The organism is Umezawaea beigongshangensis (assembly GCF_016464305.1).
Taxonomy (GTDB): domain Bacteria; phylum Actinomycetota; class Actinomycetes; order Mycobacteriales; family Pseudonocardiaceae; genus Umezawaea_A; species Umezawaea_A beigongshangensis.
The window spans coordinates 489,416-505,793 of the sequence record NZ_JAEIOJ010000003.1; the positions used below are offsets into that span (position 1 = coordinate 489,416).

14 protein-coding genes are annotated in these 16,378 nt (G+C 72.7%); 12 read left to right on the top strand and 2 right to left on the bottom strand.

All coding sequences use genetic code 11. The features are described 5' to 3' along the window. The first annotated feature begins 38 nt into the window (after positions 1-38). The 3 genes from IMZ35_RS10565 (at position 39) to IMZ35_RS10575 (ending at position 1,606) form a co-directional block, all read left to right on the top strand. Positions 39-377, top strand: a complete 339-nt coding sequence (locus IMZ35_RS10565) for a YbaB/EbfC family nucleoid-associated protein (protein WP_307867907.1) — start codon at positions 39-41, stop codon at positions 375-377. A gap of 84 nt (positions 378-461) precedes the next feature. Continuing rightward, complete coding sequence (recR, locus tag IMZ35_RS10570) at positions 462-1,070, top strand: recombination mediator RecR (RefSeq protein WP_199440792.1); 609 nt, start codon at positions 462-464, stop codon at positions 1,068-1,070. Beyond that, the gene (locus IMZ35_RS10575) at positions 1,067-1,606 is read left to right on the top strand and encodes a uridine kinase family protein (RefSeq protein ID WP_307867908.1); all 540 of its coding nucleotides are present in this window, start codon (positions 1,067-1,069) and stop codon (positions 1,604-1,606) included. Before recR ends, IMZ35_RS10575 begins: the two co-directional genes overlap by 4 nt. A 6-nt stretch (positions 1,607-1,612) precedes the next feature. Here the strand turns inward: IMZ35_RS10575 and IMZ35_RS10580 are convergent, their stop codons facing one another. Beyond that, positions 1,613-4,927 carry an AfsR/SARP family transcriptional regulator gene (locus tag IMZ35_RS10580; protein WP_199440793.1) on the bottom strand — a complete coding sequence of 1,105 codons (3,315 nt, stop codon included), beginning with the start codon at positions 4,925-4,927 and terminating at the stop codon, positions 1,613-1,615. 227 nt (positions 4,928-5,154) lie between these two features. Between IMZ35_RS10580 and IMZ35_RS10585 the strand changes: the two genes are divergently transcribed. Further along, the gene (locus IMZ35_RS10585) at positions 5,155-6,834 is read left to right on the top strand and encodes an ABC transporter substrate-binding protein (protein WP_199440794.1); all 1,680 of its coding nucleotides are present in this window, start codon (positions 5,155-5,157) and stop codon (positions 6,832-6,834) included. A 421-nt stretch (positions 6,835-7,255) separates the two neighbouring features. Further along, positions 7,256-7,930 carry an SDR family oxidoreductase gene (locus tag IMZ35_RS10590; protein WP_307867909.1) on the top strand — a complete coding sequence of 225 codons (675 nt, stop codon included), beginning with the start codon at positions 7,256-7,258 and terminating at the stop codon, positions 7,928-7,930. 135 nt (positions 7,931-8,065) lie between these two features. Here the strand turns inward: IMZ35_RS10590 and IMZ35_RS10595 are convergent, their stop codons facing one another. Beyond that, the gene (locus tag IMZ35_RS10595; protein ID WP_199440795.1) at positions 8,066-9,607 is read right to left on the bottom strand and encodes a GGDEF domain-containing protein; all 1,542 of its coding nucleotides are present in this window, start codon (positions 9,605-9,607) and stop codon (positions 8,066-8,068) included. A 164-nt stretch (positions 9,608-9,771) separates the two neighbouring features. Between IMZ35_RS10595 and ruvC the strand changes: the two genes are divergently transcribed. The 7 genes from ruvC to IMZ35_RS10630 all read left to right on the top strand — a co-directional run bounded on the left by ruvC (position 9,772) and on the right by IMZ35_RS10630 (position 16,326). Then, the gene (gene ruvC, locus IMZ35_RS10600; protein WP_199440796.1) at positions 9,772-10,359 is read left to right on the top strand and encodes a crossover junction endodeoxyribonuclease RuvC; all 588 of its coding nucleotides are present in this window, start codon (positions 9,772-9,774) and stop codon (positions 10,357-10,359) included. Then, the gene (gene ruvA / locus IMZ35_RS10605) at positions 10,356-10,952 is read left to right on the top strand and encodes a Holliday junction branch migration protein RuvA (protein ID WP_199440797.1); all 597 of its coding nucleotides are present in this window, start codon (positions 10,356-10,358) and stop codon (positions 10,950-10,952) included. Before ruvC ends, ruvA begins: the two co-directional genes overlap by 4 nt. A gap of 58 nt (positions 10,953-11,010) precedes the next feature. After that, on the top strand, positions 11,011-12,042 hold the full coding sequence (ruvB, locus tag IMZ35_RS10610) for a Holliday junction branch migration DNA helicase RuvB (protein WP_199441019.1): 1,032 nt from the start codon (positions 11,011-11,013) through the stop codon (positions 12,040-12,042). 89 nt (positions 12,043-12,131) lie between these two features. Then, a complete protein-coding gene (yajC, locus tag IMZ35_RS10615) occupies positions 12,132-12,539 on the top strand; it encodes a preprotein translocase subunit YajC (protein ID WP_229371363.1) in 408 nt (135 codons plus the stop codon). A 202-nt stretch (positions 12,540-12,741) separates the two neighbouring features. Beyond that, positions 12,742-14,586 (top strand): protein translocase subunit SecD, encoded by a 1,845-nt coding sequence (secD, locus tag IMZ35_RS10620; protein WP_199440799.1) that lies wholly within the window; start codon positions 12,742-12,744, stop codon positions 14,584-14,586. Position 14,587: 1 nt separating this feature from the next. After that, positions 14,588-15,811, top strand: a complete 1,224-nt coding sequence (gene secF / locus IMZ35_RS10625; RefSeq protein ID WP_199440800.1) for a protein translocase subunit SecF — start codon at positions 14,588-14,590, stop codon at positions 15,809-15,811. Next, entirely contained in the window at positions 15,808-16,326 is a 519-nt protein-coding gene (locus IMZ35_RS10630; protein ID WP_199440801.1) for an adenine phosphoribosyltransferase, read from the top strand. The genes secF and IMZ35_RS10630 overlap by 4 nt, the downstream gene beginning before the upstream one ends. The last annotated feature ends 52 nt before the right edge of the window (positions 16,327-16,378 follow it).

Here is a 16,378-nt window from a genome sequence, read left to right on the forward strand (position 1 = left end):
CGCTGGAGCCGGCGGCAGAACCGACGAGAGGAACCGCGGTGCAACCCGGTCAGCCCAACATGCAGCAGATCCTCCAGCAGGCGCAGAAGATGCAGCAGCAGCTAGCTGAGGCACAGCAGGCGCTCGCGGACGCCGAGGTCACGGGCACGGCCGGTGGCGGTCTGGTGACGGCGGTGGTGTCCGGCGGCGGCGAGCTGAAGACTCTCACCATCGACCCGAAGGTCGTGGACCCCGACGACACGGAGACCCTCGCGGACCTCGTCGTCGCCGCGGTGCGCGACGCCAACCGCGCGGCGCAGGAGCTGGCGGCGCAGAAGATGGGCCCGCTCGCGGGCGGGCTGGGCGACATGGGCGGCCTCGGCGGCCTGCTCGGCTGATCCCCGCTCCGGTCACCGGCGGCCCGCGGCACGCGCCGCGGGCCGCCGGTGCGACCGACCACTCCGATCACAGACGGGACGCGGATGTACGAGGGTCCGGTACAGGACTTGATCGACGAGCTCGGCCGGTTGCCGGGCGTCGGTCCCAAGAGCGCGCAGCGCATCGCCTTCCACCTGCTGGCGGCCGACCCGGCCGACATCGGGAAGTTGCAGGACGCCCTGCAGAAGGTGAAGGACGGCGTGGTGTTCTGCGACGTCTGCGGCAACGTCTCGGCCGAGACGACCTGCCGGATCTGCCGCGACCCGCGCCGCGACCCGTCGGTGGTGTGCGTGGTGGAGGAGCCGAAGGACGTCCTCGCGGTGGAGCGCACCCGCGAGTTCAAGGGCCGCTACCACGTGCTGGGCGGCGCGCTGGACCCGCTGTCCGGCGTCGGCCCCGACCAGCTCCGCATCCGCCAGCTGCTGACCCGGATGTCGACCCGCACCGACGGCCAGGACATCACCGAGATCATCATCGCCACCGACCCGAACACCGAGGGCGAGGCGACTGCGACCTACCTCGTGCGGATGCTGCGCGACTTCCCCGGCCTCGCGGTGACCCGGCTCGCGTCGGGCCTGCCGATGGGCGGAGACCTGGAGTTCGCCGACGAGCTGACGCTGGGCCGCGCGCTGTCCGGCCGCCGCTCGATGTGACCGACCTCGTCGCGGCGGTGCTCGCCGCACCACCGAGGCTGGGCGCGGTGCGGCTGGTCGCCGTGGACGGGCCGTCCGGCGCCGGCAAGAGCACGGTCGCCGCGAGGCTCGCGGCCGACCTGCCGGTGCGCACGGTGCTCGTCCCCACCGACCACTTCGCCACCTGGGACGACCCGGTGTCGTGGTGGCCGACGCTGCGCGACGGCGTCCTGGAGCCCCTGTCCCGCGGGGAGGCGGGCCGCTACCAGCGCGTGGTGTGGCCGAACGGCTTCCCGGAGCCCGGTGAGCACATCACCGTGGAGCCGCCCGAGGTGCTCGTCGTCGAGGGCGTGTCCGCCGCCCGCCGGTCGATCGCCGAGAAGCTGTCGCTCGCGGTGTTCGTGGAGCTGGACGACCCGCTGGTGCGACTGGAGCGGGCCGTGCGGCGCGACGGCGAGGGCAGCCGCGAGCACCTGCGGCGCTGGCAGGACTTCGAGCGGGGCTGGTTCGCGGTGGACGACCCGCGCTCGCGCGCCGACGTCGTGGTCACCGCCTGACGCCGGTCAGCGCCGGTTGCCCGTCACACCCTCGACCGTGCCGCGCAGCACGTGCGCGTCGGGCGTGCCGACCTCGGTGAACACCTCCAGCGCGCCCGACCAGGCGCGCAGCGCCGCCTCCCGGTCCCCGGCGGCCAGCAGCGCGTCCCCGGCCAGCCACGCCGCCTGCGCGTGCACGAGCCGCTGGCCGCTGCGCTCGCTGAGCTCCTCGGCGCGGCGCGCGCGGTCCAGCGCCTCGTCGACGTCGCCCAGTTCGAGCCGCACGCGCCCGAGCAGCACCAGCACGTCCGTCTCGGCGAGCCGCAACCGGGCCCGGCCGGTCGCCTCCCACGCCTGCGTGGCCAGCAGCAGCGCCTCCTCCGGGTCACCCGCCGCGAGCCGGGTCCACGCCAGGCCGCGCCGGGCGTTGCACGCGCCGAACGCGTAGCTCGACTCCTCGGCCAGCCGCAGCGCCTCCCCGTGGCACGTCGCGGCCTCGTCGCCGCGCCCGGCCAGGGTCAGCGCCTCGCCGAGCACGTTGTTCGCGTCGCACACGCCCTTCTGGTTGCCGATGTCGGCGGCGATGGTCCTGGCACGGGTGGCCTCGGTGATCGCCTCGTCGTAGTCGCCGCGCATGATGTGCACGACCGCCATGCCCTCGTGCGGCAGGTGGCTGAAGATCCGCGCCGACGCGCGCTCGTAGAGGGCGCCCGCGCGGCGGAACATCTCCGCGGCCTCGGCCGGTCGCCCGCGCAGCGCGTGCACCTCGCCCAGCGCGCGCACGCTGTTGGCCTGCGTCACCCACACCCCGAGCCGCGTGCCGACCGCCAGCGACCCCTCGAACGCCCCGGCCGCCCGGTCGAGCTGACCGAGCTGGAGGTACACGCCGCCGAGGTTGAACAGGGCGACCGCCTCGCGCTGGTGCGCGCCGATCCGGCGGGTGATCACCAGCGCGTGCTCCAGGTGCTCCGCCGCCTGCTCCAGCTCGCCCAGGTCGATGTGGACCGTGCCGAGGTTGGACAGCAGCGCGGCCTCCGCCTCGGGCACCCCGGCGCGCTCCAGCAGCGGCACGGCCCTGCGGTAGTGCTCCAGGGCGGTGAGCTGGCGGCCGATGGCCCAGAACAGCGTGCCCAGCGAGCTGAGCATCGCGACCTGTCCCACCGGGTCGTCGACGTCCTGCGCCGCGCGCAGCCCCGCCTTGGCGGTCGTCAGCCACTCCGCTGGCAGGCCCTGCGTGTAGAAGTAGCCGCGCAGGGCGTCGGCGAGCTGCCAGGACCCCCGCTGGTCGCTCTGGGCGGCTTCCCCGACGAGCGCCACGAGGTTCGCCCGCTCGGCGTCGAGCCACGCCTTGGCCTCCAGGTGGGAGCTGAACGTGCGCGGCGCCAGCCCCTCGGACTCCGGCGGGCGCGGCAGCCGCAGCATGGTCGTCTTCATCGCGGTCGTCGCGTTGTCCACCGACCGCACGCTCCACTGCACCAGCCGCTCGAACGCCGCGGCGGCCTCCTGCGCGGTCCGCTCGGCGTGCAGCCGCGCGGCGGCGTACTCGCGCAGCAGGTCGTGGAACTGGTAGCGGTTCGGCGCGTGGTCGTCGACGAGGTTCGCCGCCGCGAGCCGGTCCAGCCCGCGCCGGGCCTGCTGGGTGGTGAGCCGGGTGATGGCCGCCGCCACGTCGGGCGTGATGTCCGTGCCCGGCACGACGCTGAGCAGCCGGAACAGGTGCGCCAGCTCGGGAGGCAGCGCCGCGTAGGACAGGTCGAACGCCACGTGCACCGCGATCCGCTCGTCGCCGTCCACGGCCAGCGCGGCGAGCCGGTTGCCCGCGCGCAGCTCCTCGGCGTACTCGGCGATCGTCGTGTCGGGGCGGCTCATCAGGTTGGCGGCGGCGATGCGCAGCGCCAGCGGCAGGTGGGCGCACAGCTCGGCGAGGGCGTCGGCGGCCTCGGGCTGCGCCTCCACCAGGTCGCGGCCGAGCATCCCGGCCAGCAGCGCCCGCGCCTCCCGCACGTCGAGCACGTCGAGCCGCACGTTGCTGGCCGCGTGGCTCACGGCGAGCTCGCGCAGGGTGTCGCGGCTGGTCACCAGCACCGCGCAGCCCTGCGAGCCGGGCAGCCGGGTCAGAGCGGACACGGCCTGCGGACCGGGCAGCAGCGGACGGATCTGCTCGGCCGTCGCGGCGTTGTCCAGGACGAGCAGCACGCGGCGCCCGGTGAGCCGCTCCCGGAACATCGCCTCCTGCTCGTCCTGGTCCAGCGGGATCGACTCGGCGGCCACGCCCAGCGCCCGCAGGAACCTCGGCAGCACGTCGACGGCGCTCAGCGGCGGGCCGGGCGCGTACCCGCGCAGGTTCACGTAGAGCTGGCCGTCGGGGAACCGCGCCCGCAGGCGGTGCGCGCAGTGCACGGCCAGCGCCGTCTTGCCCACACCGGGCGGCCCGGCGAGCGCCACCACGGGCACGTTCTGCGCCGTGAGCAGCAGCGCCTCGACCAGCCGCGCGGCCCGGTCGCGGCCGACGAAGTCCCCGATGTCGGCCGGCAGCTGCGACGGCACCGCCCGTTCCGGTCCCGCGACCCGCGCGACGACGGCGGCGCGTTCCAGGAACGGCTCACCGCGCAGGACCTGCGCGTGCGCGGCGCGCAGCTCGTCGCCGGGGTCGATGCCCAGGTCGTCGGCCAGCAGCCGGGACACCCGGTCGAACGCCGTCAGCGCCTCGTCCCGCCTGCCGCTGCGGTGCAGGGCCAGCACGAGCTGCGCCCAGAACCGCTCGCGCAGCGGGTGCTGGGAGGTCAGGGCGGTCAGCTCGGGCACGAGCAGCGCGTGCAGGCCGAGCTCCAGGTCGACGCCGATGCGGCGCTCCAGGGCGTGCAGCCGCCGCTCGTCCAGGCGCGGCACCTCGTCGCGGTGCAGCACCTGCGACGGCACGTCGACCATCGCGGGGCCGCGCCACAGGCCGAGCGCCGCGCTGAACGCGGCCGCCGCCGCCGTGAGGTTGCCCGCGGCGAGGTCCTGCTCGCCCTGCTCGACCAGCGGACCGAAGCGGGCGAGGTCGAGGGTGCGCTCGTCCACGTCGACCAGGTAGCCGTCGGGCACCGTGCGGATCGGCACGGCGGGACCGAGCGCCTGGCGCAGCCGCATCACGTAGGTCTGGAGGGTGCCGCGGTACCTGGCGGGCGGGTCGTCGCCCCACACGTGGACCGCCAGCTCGTCCACGGACACCGCCGCGCCGGCCCGCAGGAGCAGGGAGACGAGCAGCGCGCGGTGCCGTCCTGCCCGGACGGGCAGCTCCTCGCCGTTCACCAGCACCTGGAGCGGGCCCAGGACCCCGAACTCCAGCTGCGTGCTCATCTCGCCGAAACCTCCTGTCCGGGCGTACGAGTTCCGTTCTACATGTTGTCCGGCGGGCCGCTTGACAGAGCCTGGTCACGGTGGGTCAGCGGTCGGGTGCGCGACGTAGGAGAATGTTCGTTCCAGTGGCCGGATCGTGACCTCACGGACCCCGGAAGGCGTAGTCGAACCGGTTAGGGTCCGTGACCACACCGTGAGATCCCGGACTGTTTCCCTAGGGGTGTTTGATGGTTCATCTGCGAACGGCCCGGCGCCGTGCGTCCGCGGCGATCGGCATGACCGCGGTCGCCGCGCTCTCCCTGTCCGCCTGCGCCCAGTCCGACCGGGGCGGCGACTCGGGGTCCGGCGCGGTCGGCGGCACGATGATCTTCGGTGCTGCTGGTGAGCCGAAGAACTTCGACCCGATCTTCAACGACGACGGCGAGAGCTTCCGCCCGATCCGCCAGATGTACGAGACGCTGATCACGTACAAGCGCGGCACGGCGGACCTCGCCCCCGGCCTGGCCGAGAAGTGGGAGGCGAGCGAGGACGGCAAGTCCTGGACGTTCACCCTCCGCTCCGGAGTGAAGTTCCACGACGGCAGCGAGTTCAACGCCGAGGCCGTGTGCTTCAACTTCGACCGCTGGTTCAACATGAAGGGCGCTGCCGCCCAGAGCCAGATGATCTACTACGGCGACGTGTTCGGCGGCTTCGCGGCCAACGAGGGCGACGCCGCCGGCGAGCCGCTCTACCAGGGCTGCGAGGCCAAGGACGCCACCACCGCGGTCCTGAACCTCTCGACCTACAAGGGCGCGTTCCCCGCGGCCTTCGGCCTCACGTCGTTCTCGATCTCCAGCCCCGACGCGCTGAAGAAGTACGACGCCGACAAGGTCGAGCAGTCCGGTGACTCGTTCAGCTACCCGGCCTACGCCACCGAGCACCCGACGGGCACCGGCCCGTTCAAGTTCGAGGGCTTCGACAAGGCCAACGGCACGATCACCCTGGTCCGCAACGACGCCTACCACGGTGAGAAGACCAAGCTCGACAAGCTGATCTTCAAGATCATCCCGGACGAGCAGGCGCGCAAGCAGGAGCTCCAGGCCGGTTCGATCGACGGCTACGACCTGCCCAGCCCGGCCGACTTCGAGTCGCTCAAGTCCAGCGGCTTCCAGGTCACCCCGCGCCCGGCGTTCAACATCCTCTACCTGGGCATCAACCAGGCGAACAACCCGGCGCTGAAGGACGTCCGCGTCCGCCAGGCCATCGCCTACGCCGTCAACCGCGAGCAGCTGGTCAAGACCAAGCTGCCCGAGGGCGCCGAGGTCGCGACGCAGTTCATGCCGGACACCGTCGCCGGTTACGCCGACGACGTCCAGCAGTACCCGTACGACCTGGAGAAGGCGAAGTCGCTGCTGACCGAGGCCGGCGCGGCGAACCTGACGCTGAAGTTCTTCGTGCCCACCGAGGTCACCCGCCCGTACATGCCGAACCCCTCCGAGCTCGCGGCCGTCATCGCCGACGACCTCAAGAAGGCCGGCGTCACCGTCGAGCTGGTGTCCCGCCCGTGGAACGGCGGCTACAAGGACGACGTGCAGAAGGCGGGCAAGCACGACCTGCACCTGCTCGGCTGGACCGGTGACTACAACGACGCCGGCAACTTCGTCGGCACGTTCTTCGGTCGCGAGAAGGCCGAGTTCGGCTTCAACGACCCCGCCCTGTTCGACGCGCTCGCCGCGGCCGACGCCACCGTCGACCCGACCGCGCACGCCGACGCCTACAAGCAGGTCAACAAGGACGTCATGTCCAAGTTCCTGCCCGCCGTGCCGGTGTCCCACTCGCCGCCCGCCATCGTCGTGAGCGGCAAGATCTCCGGTCTCGTCGCGAGCCCGCTCACCGACGAGCGCTTCGACACGGTCAGCAAGAACTGAGCCGACCGGTCCCACGAGTGGTGGGGGCCCCCCCCCGGGGCCCCCCCCCCGGCGGGGCCGCCGCCAGACCACCAAGCAGCGCTAGAGCCGCCCGAGCCGCCAGGCGGCGGGTAGCACCCCGCCGTGGGGGCGGGCTTTGCTGGGGGGGGCGCGGGGGGGGGGGGGGGGCCGGCCGCGCCGGGGGGCGCCCCCCCCCCCGGCCCCTGAACCCCCCACGCACGCGGTCCCCCCTCGGCCCGCGCTTCCTGCATCCCCCCGAGGAGCCGTCCCCCTGCCGGACGTCCGGCGCACGAGGCGCCGGTATCCCCTCGCAGAGTAAGGAGCCGGTCCGGGCCCCCTGGATACGTCCGGCGGAAAAACTTTTCCCCGGAGTTCTCGGGCGGGGAAAGCACTGGTCAGGCGCACCGGCTACGGTCGAGTCGTGTCACGTGTCGTGCTCGTCACCGGAGCCTCCCGCGGGATCGGCGCCGCCACCGCGGACCTCGCCGCCCGGCGCGGCCACCGCCTCGTCCTCGTCGCGCGCGACGCCGGGCCGCTGCGCGAGCGCGCCGACCCCGGCAGGGTCTGGACCGAGTCGTGCGACGTGACCGACTTCGCAGCGCTCGCGTCCCTGGTCGCGCGCGTCGAGCGGGAGTGGGGACGCCTCGACGTGGTGTTCGCGAACGCGGGCACCAGCGTCTCCACCTCGTTCCTGACCGACGGGGGAGCACCGCCCGAGCGGTGGGCCGACATGGTCCTGACCAACGTCTGCGGCCCGGCGTTCACCGCGAAGGCCGCGCTGCCCGCGCTCGTCCGCAGCCGCGGCCACCTCGTGTTCACCGGCTCCGCCGCCGGTCGGGGCGTCCGGCCGGGCAACCTGTACTCGGCGACGAAGTGGGCCGTCACCGGCCTCGCGGAGAACGTCCGCGCCGAGTGCGCGGGCACCGGCGTGCGCGTCACGCTGCTGCAACCCGGCCTGGTGGACACCGGCGGCATCCCGCCCGAGCGCGCGGCGGACCCCAAGCTGGCTCCGTCCGACGTGGCGGAGGCGTTCCTCCACGCGATCTCCCAGCCCCCGCACGTGGACGTGAACGAGATCCTGCTCCGCCCGGTCTGACCGCCGCCCGGAACGCTCGACTCAAGCCACCCGAACGCTCAACTCACCATGCCCGAACGCTCAACTCACCATGCCCGAAAGCTCAATTCGAGGTGCGTGGGGTGCGACCGGACTCCGAGCACCCGAACCGCCGAATCAACGCCGCGCCACCTCGGGCGTCTCGTGCACCACCACCATGCCCTTGCCCAGGCGCTTGGCCGAGTACATCGCCGCGTCGGCGCGGCCCAGCACGTCGTCCGCGCTGCAACCGGGCTCGTAGGCCGTCTGCTCGCAGACGCCGATGCTCGCGCACACCCGGTGCTCGCGGCCCCCGATGCGGTGCGGCACGCGCAGCGCGGCCAGCACCCGCTCGCCGATCTGCTCGGCCGCGCCCCGGTGCCCGTCGACGAGCACGCCGAACTCGTCGCCGCCGAGCCGCGCCACCACGTCCTCCGGGCGCACGCACCCGAGGAGCCGCTCGGCGACGTTGCGCAGCACCGCGTCGCCCTCGGCGTGGCCGAAGTCGTCGTTGATCTTCTTGAACCCGTCGACGTCGATGAACAGCAGCACCAGCCGCTGGTCCACCCGGTCCTGCCGGGCCAGGGCGGCGGTGAGCCGGTCCCGCAGCAGCGCCCGGTTCGCCACGCCGGTCAGCGAGTCGTGGAACGCCAGGTGCCGCAACTGCTCGCGGCTGTGGCTGAGCTGCTCCACCAGGCGCACGTTGTCGATCATCGTCAGCAGTTGCCGCACGATCACCAGCAGCACCACGGCGAGCCCCGCGTAGATCTCCACCGGGTCGAACCGCACACCGCTCGCCGTGCCGAACGCGATGAACAGCCCGGTCACCACCAGCGGCAGGTACGGCACGAGCAGGTACAGCGTCTCGCCGGCGGCGGACGAGCGCCGGCCGCGGACGGGAGCGAGGGCGGCGAGCAGGAACAGCACCGGGCCCGCCAGGAACCCGGCGTCGGCGATCGTGGGCACGGCCGTGGCGCCCTGGCTGATCAGGTAGGCGAAGACCCAGCCGGACGCGGACTGCGCGAGACCGCCCAGCGCGATGAACAGCATCGGCAGCCGCCGGACCGAGTCGTGGTTCCACGACAGCACCAGCAGCACCACGACCAGCACGAGGTACCCGGCCGGGTGAACGACGACGGGGGTGAAGGCGGGACCGGAGCTGGCCCACTCGCGGACCACCGACTCCAGCGCGGACACCCACGTCAGGACGAACACCGAGCCCGCGACGACCAGCCCGTCGAGCACCAGCACCGCCCGGCCGCGCGGTCGCCGGACCGGGCGGTCGGCGGGGTGGGCGTGGTCGTGGTCGTCGCCGCGAGCCACGGCCAGCACCGCGCCCAGCACCAGGAGCGGCACGAGCACGAAGCACACCGGCGAGAGCATCGACGTGGGCAGCCAGACCCCGAAGAACACCTGGCCCCAGATCCACACCGCCAGGCCGACCGCGAGGCTGCCGGTCGCGGCGACCATCCACGACCGCCAGCGGCGGGCCACCCCCGCGCGGTGGCGCGCGGTGCGGGAGAAGGCCACGACGGCGGCGGCCGAGCCGGTGAACTGGAAGACCTTGTCGATCACGAGCGACGCCTCGCGGCCGAGCGCGTCGGTGCCCACCAGCGCCACCACCGCGACCAGGACGGTCGTCGCCGCCGCGGCCACGACGCTGAACCGCTTGGCGGTCATCGCACCCCACACTGGTAGCGGCTCGGCGGACTCGGTCACTGTAGTAATCCGGTGACGCTCTGTCGACCGTTCGTCTCCACAAGTCACCTCAGCGTGTCGGTTCCGCCGGTGTCGGCCGCACCCTCTAGGGTCTCGAACGAGTGTTCGGCTGCGAAGGGAACGACGTGCGCGTGCTGGGTGTCGACCCCGGCCTGACCCGGTGCGGGTTCGGCGTGGTCGACGGAGGTCCGGGGCGCACCGTGCGGTGCGTCGCGGTGGACGTCGTGCGCACGCCGGTGGACGTGGACCTCGCGCTGCGGCTGCTCCAGCTCTCCGAGGCCGTCGAGGTGTGGCTCGACCGCTACTCGCCCGAGGTCGTGGCGATCGAGCGGGTGTTCAGCCAGCACAACGTCCGCACGGCCATGGGCACCGCCCAGGCCGGTGGCGTGGTGGCGCTGGGAGCCGCGCGGCGGAACCTGCCGGTCGTGTTCCACACGCCCAGCGAGGTCAAGGCGGCGGTCACCGGCTCGGGCCGGGCCGACAAGGCCCAGGTCACGACGATGGTGACGAGGCTGCTCGGTCTCGCCGAGGCGCCGAAGCCCGCCGACGCCGCCGACGCGCTCGCGCTGGCGATCTGCCACCTGTGGCGGGCGCCGATGCGGTCGAGGCTGGCCGACGCCCAGGCGAGGGCGGCCGAGCTCGCGCGCAACCACCGAGCCAGACTGGCGCAGGCGGCGAACGACAAGACGGGCAGAGCAGGAGGCGTGCGGTGATCTCGTCGGTGCGCGGTCCGGTCCAGCACATCGGTCTCGACCACGCGGTGGTCGAGGTGGGTGGCGTCGGGCTCGCGGTGCAGGCCACCCCGGCGACCCTGGCGACGCTGCGCCGGGGCCAGGAGGTGCAGCTCGCGACGGCGCTGGTCGTCCGCGAGGACTCGCTGACCCTGTTCGGGTTCGCCGACGCCGACGCGCGCGAGCTGTTCGGCCTGCTCCAGACCGTCTCCGGCATCGGCCCGCGCCTCGCCCTGGCGACGCTCGCCGTCCTGGAGCCGGACAAGCTGCGGGCCGCGGTGGCCGACGGCAACATCACCGTCCTCACCCAGGTGCCGGGCATCGGCCGCAAGGGCGCCGAGCGGCTGATCGTCGAGCTGCGCGACAAGGTGGGCCCGCTGACCGCCGCAGACGGCCCGTCCACGCGCGTCGACGCCGAGCGCGTCCGCGGTCAGGTCACCGAGGCGCTGCTGGGCCTGGGCTTCCCGGCCAAGCAGGCCGAGCAGACCGTCGAGGCGGTCCTGGCCGACGACGCCTCGATCGACACCTCGACCGCGCTGCGCCGCTCGCTGGCCGCGCTGGGTCGCAAGAAGTGACGGGCGAGCCGTGAACGACACCTCCTGGAACGACGGCGACGCCGACGCGGACCCGCTCGTGTCACCCCTGCCGCAGACCGCGGAGCGGGACGTCGAGACGACGTTGCGACCGAAGGACCTGCACGAGTTCGTGGGTCAGCCGCGCGTGCGCGAGCAGCTCGAACTGGTGCTGCACGGAGCGATGCGCCGGGGCGCCCCGCCGGACCACGTGCTGCTGTCCGGCCCGCCCGGCCTGGGCAAGACCAGCCTCGCGATGATCATCGCGGCGGAGCTGGGCGCGGCCATCCGGATCACCTCGGGGCCCGCGCTGGAGCGCGCGGGCGACCTCGCGGCGATGCTGTCGAACCTCGTCGAGGGCGACGTGCTGTTCATCGACGAGATCCACCGCATCGCCCGTCCCGCCGAGGAGATGCTCTACCTCGCGATGGAGGACTTCCGGGTGGACGTCGTGGTGGGCAAGGGGCCCGGCGCGACGAGCATCCCGCTGGACATCGCCCCGTTCACGCTGGTCGGAGCCACCACGAGGTCCGGGGCGCTGACCGGCCCGCTGCGCGACCGCTTCGGCTTCACCGCCCACATGGAGTTCTACACGCCGGGCGAGCTGGAGCTGATCGTCCGGCGCTCGGCCGACATCCTCGGCGTCGACCTGCGCGACGACGGCGCGCGGGAGATCGCCGGGCGCTCCCGCGGCACGCCCCGCATCGCCAACCGGCTGCTGCGCCGGGTGCGCGACTTCGCCGAGGTCAGGGCCGACGGCGTGGTGGACCTGGAGATCGCCCGCGCCGCGCTCGCCGTGTACGACGTGGACGAGCTGGGGCTGGACCGGCTGGACCGCGCGGTGCTGCACGCGCTGGTGCGCTCCTTCGGCGGCGGCCCGGTGGGCGTGTCCACCCTGGCGGTGGCCGTGGGGGAGGAGCCCACCACCGTCGAGGAGGTGTGCGAGCCCTACCTGGTGCGGGCCGGGATGCTGGCGCGCACGCCGAGGGGACGGGTGGCCACCGCCGCGGCGTGGGCGCACCTCGGGCTCGACGCCCCCGACCACGCTCCCGGTGAAACCGCTCCCACACTGTTCGACGACGCCACCGGCTGATCGGCGCGAACCGACCTGGCACAATCTCCGGTGCACCCAGCGAAGTGGGCACTCCGGTACGAATCGGGCGCCCGATCGAACGGAGAATGATGGAACTCTCGTCCCTGCTGTTCCCGATGCTGCTCGTGCTGCTCGCCGTGCCGCTGTTCCTCAGCGCTCGCAAGCAGAAGCGCGCCCTCGCGGAGCAGCAGCAACTGCTCAGCTCCCTGGAGCCCGGTGACCGGGTGATGACCACCTCCGGCCTCTACGGCACGGTCGCGGACACCTCCGACGAGACCACGATCGACATCGAGATCGCCGACGGCGTCGTGACGACCTGGCTGCGCCAGGCCGTCCGCGAGAAGATCGTCGCGACCGACGAGGTCGACGAGGTCGAGGACGAGGACGAGTACGACGAGGTCGTCGAGACCGAGCCGACCACGACCACCGGGTCCACGGCGACGACCGCGTCCGCGGCCGAGGTCGCTCCTCCGCTGGAGCACAACACCAAGAAGTGATCCGGGCAGGCGCCCCGGCCCCGGAGTTGGCAACGGTCAAGACGTCAACTCCGGGCAGTGACGTTCAGCTCACACGCAGCGGGGTACGCTGCGCCCTCGCCCGAACTGACAACGCCTCGGGTGAGTGTGCGCTGCTGCGGAACCGATCCGGGCCCCGGTCGCGCGCCTACAACATCATCCAGTTCGAGGAGACGGACGGACCGTGGCACCTCCGGCCGGGCAGATCCGCCCAGCGAAGTACCTGGGCGCATTTGTCCTCATCGTGGTCGCGCTCTACGCCCTGGTGTTTCTCACCGGCGGTGGCAGCGCGATCCCCAAGCTCGGCATCGACCTGCAGGGCGGCACGCGCGTCACGCTGACGGCGCGCACCCCCGACGGTGGCACGCCGTCCGACGAATCGCTCGACCAGGCGCGCGGACTCATCGAGACCCGCGTCAACGGACTCGGCGTGTCCGGTGCGGAGGTCGTCCGCGACGGCACCAACCTGGTCATCACGGTTCCGGGTGACAACAGCGAGGGTGCCAAGAGCCTGGGCCAGACGGCCAAGCTCGCGTTCCGCAAGGTCGTCGGCTCGCCGATGCCGGTGCAGCCGCAGGCGCCCAGCACGACGCCCGCTCCGTCGGGCAGCGCCGACCCCGGCGCCGCGCCCACCTCGGGCAGCGCCGCGCCGAGCGAGTCGGTCGCGCCGAGCGAGTCCGCCTCCTCCCCGTCGTCGCCCGCGCCGCAGGGCCGCCCGGCACCGGCCCAGCAGGGCCAGCCGGCGCCGACGACGGAGCCCGCTCCGGCCTCGGAGACCCCGGCGCCCGAGGGCGACGCCGCCGCTCAGCCGCAGGTCGACTGCCAGAAGGTCTTCAACGGCGAGTACTCCAGCGACGGCTCGCAGGCCATCCAGGAGGCCAAGACCTGCCGCCAGGACCCGCAGCTCGCGCAGCTCGACGCGCAGACCGTCCAGCAGGCCCTCGCCGCGTTCACCTGCCCCGTGGTCGACCCGCTGCTCGGCAACGACGACCCGAGCCTGCCGCTGATCACCTGCGACCAGGACCGCGTCACGAACTACCTGCTCGCCCCCGTGCAGCCGGCCGACCCGAACGAGACGCCGGACGACTACAGCACCTACACCCGCCTCACCGGTGAGGACATCAGCGACGCGAACGCGGGCAGCGACCCGCAGGGCGCCGGCTTCATCGTCAGCCTGAACTTCGAGGGCGACGGCGGCGCGAAGTGGGGCAAGTTCACCTCGGCCAACGTCGGCCAGCAGGTCGCCGTGGTGCTCGACACGCAGGTCGTGTCGGCACCGAGCATCAACGAGGCGATCCTGGGCGGCCAGACCCAGATCTCGGGTCAGTTCACCCAGAGCGAGGCCACGAACCTCGCGAACGTCCTGAAGTACGGCTCGCTGCCCCTGTCGTTCTCCGCCTCCGAGGCCGAGACCGTGTCCGCCACGCTCGGCCTGGCGTCGCTGGAGGCCGGCCTGATCGCCGGTGGCATCGGCCTGCTGCTGGTCTTCGTCTACTGCCTGTTCTACTACCGGATGCTCGGCCTGCTGACGATCCTGTCGCTGGTGCTGTCCGGTGTGATCGTCTACGGCGTGCTGGTGCTGCTCGGCCGCTGGATCGGGTTCACGCTCGACCTCGCGGGCATCGCCGGTTTCATCGTCGCGATCGGCATCACGGCTGACTCGTTCGTGGTGTTCTTCGAGCGGTTGAAGGACGAGGTCCGCGAGGGCCGCTCGTTCCGCTCCGCCGTGCCGCGCGCGTGGGTCCGCTCCCGCCGCACGATCCTGTCCGCCGACGCGGTCAGCTTCCTGGCCTCCGCGATCCTCTACGTGATCGCCGTCGGCCAGGTGAAGGGCTTCGCGTTCACGCTGGGCATGTCGACGGTCCTCGACCTGATCGTGGTGTTCCTGGTGACGCACCCGCTCGTCGCGATGGTGTCGAAGTCCAAGAAGCTCTCCCACCCGAAGCTCACCGGCCTGGGCGCGGCACAGCGCGCCGGCGCCGACGAGCGGGCCGTGGCCGCCAAGAGCACCGCCGTGAAGGAGGCCTGACGTGTCCAAGCCCGACAGCAGCAAGCCGGACACCACCGAGCCGACCCGCCGCAACGGCGTCCTGCACCGGCTCTACGTCGGTACCGGCGCGTTCGACATCGTCGGCAAGCGCAAGCGCTGGTACCTCCTGTTCGGGACGCTGGTCCTGATCTGCCTCGCCTCCCTGGTGTTCCGCGGCTTCAACCTCGGCATCGACTTCGAGGGCGGCACGCGCATCCAGCTCCCGGCGGCGAGCACGCAGGCCACCATCACCACCGAGGCCGTCGAGGACTCCTTCAGCAAGGCGGTCGGGCGCGACGCGGGCGTCGTCCAGCAGGTCGGCACCGGCGACACCGCCAGCATCCAGATCCGCACCGAGACGCTGGACCAGCAGCAGATCGCGCAGCTCAAGACCACGCTGAACGACGACCTGAAGCCGCGGGGCGGCATCGAGACGATCAGCGACAGCGCCGTGAGCGCGTCGTGGGGCGGTGAGATCACCCAGCAGGCCCTGATCGCGCTGCTGGTCTTCCTCGTCGCCGTCGTGCTCTTCCTGGTGCTGTACTTCGAGTTCGCCATGGCGATCGGCGCGCTCGTCGCGGTGCTGCACGACGTGGTGATCACCGCGGGCGTCTACTCGCTCGTCGGCTTCGAGGTCACCCCGGCCACGGTCGTCGGCCTGCTCACGATCCTCGGCTTCTCCCTGTACGACACCGTCGTGGTGTTCGACAAGGTCAAGGAGAACACCCGCGGCATCCTGGGCCTGACCAGGCGCACCTACGGCGAGGCGGCGAACCTCGCGGTCAACCAGACCCTGATGCGGTCGATCAACACCACGCTGATCGCGCTGCTCCCGGTCATCGGCCTGCTGGTCATCGGCGTCGGCCTGCTCGGCGTCGGCACGCTGAAGGACCTCGCGCTGGTGCAGCTCACCGGCATGTTCGTCGGTGCCCTGTCGTCGATCTTCCTGGCCGCCCCCATCGCGGTGGACCTGAAGATGCGCAACCCGAAGTACCAGGCGCAGGCGCAGCGCGTCCGGGCCCGCCGGGACAACCTCGCCCGCAAGACGGCCCTCGCGGGCCGGGTGGTCACCGAGGACGACGAGGTCGAGTCGACCGACGACGAGGCGCTGTCCGCCGAGCTGCGCAGGGAGAGGGCGATGTCCGCGGCCGCGAGCACGCCCGCGCGCACCGCCAGGGCGACCGACGCCCGTCGTGGCCGTCCTACCGGCAAGAGGAACCGTTGAAGCTCGACCGCGCCCTGGCGCTGATGCGCGAGGTCCCGGACTTCCCCTCACCGGGAGTGCTGTTCCGGGACCTCACGCCGGTCCTCGCCGATCCGGACGCGCTCCGGGCCGTCGTGGACGCCCTGCAGGACCACATCCACCCCGACACCCGGCTCGTGGCGGCGATCGAGTCGCGGGGCTTCCTGCTGGGAGCCCCGCTGGGGTACGGGTGGCACTACGGCGTGGTGCCGCTGCGCAAGCCGGGCAAGCTGCCGGCCGTCGCGGACCGGGTCTCCTACGACCTGGAGTACGGCACCGCCGAGCTGGAGCTGCCCTCCGGCGCCGTCCAGCCCGGTCAGCACGTCGTCGTCCTGGACGACGTGCTGGCCACCGGTGGCACCGCGGAGGCGGCGTGCACGCTCGTCGAGCGCGCGGGCGGCATCGTGACCGGCGTCTCGGTGGTCCTGGAGATCTCCTCTCTGGGCGGTCGTGCTCGACTAGCGGGACGGAACGTGAACGCGCTGCTCGCCGTGTGAGACCGCGCGCTCGTCGCTCCCGAGAACGGTGTCCGCGCTCGCCGGGGTTATT

Bases quoted from the DNA above. Each gene is read 5' to 3' on its own strand.
- recR (WP_199440792.1), top strand. From the start codon at position 462: ATGTACGAGGGTCCGGTACAGGACTTGATCGACGAGCTCGGCCGGTTG.
- IMZ35_RS10580 (WP_199440793.1), bottom strand. From the start codon at position 4,927: ATGAGCACGCAGCTGGAGTTCGGGGTCCTGGGCCCGCTCCAGGTGCTG.
- IMZ35_RS10585 (WP_199440794.1), top strand. From the start codon at position 5,155: ATGGTTCATCTGCGAACGGCCCGGCGCCGTGCGTCCGCGGCGATCGGC.
- IMZ35_RS10595 (WP_199440795.1), bottom strand. From the start codon at position 9,607: ATGACCGCCAAGCGGTTCAGCGTCGTGGCCGCGGCGGCGACGACCGTC.
- yajC (WP_229371363.1), top strand. From the start codon at position 12,132: ATGGAACTCTCGTCCCTGCTGTTCCCGATGCTGCTCGTGCTGCTCGCC.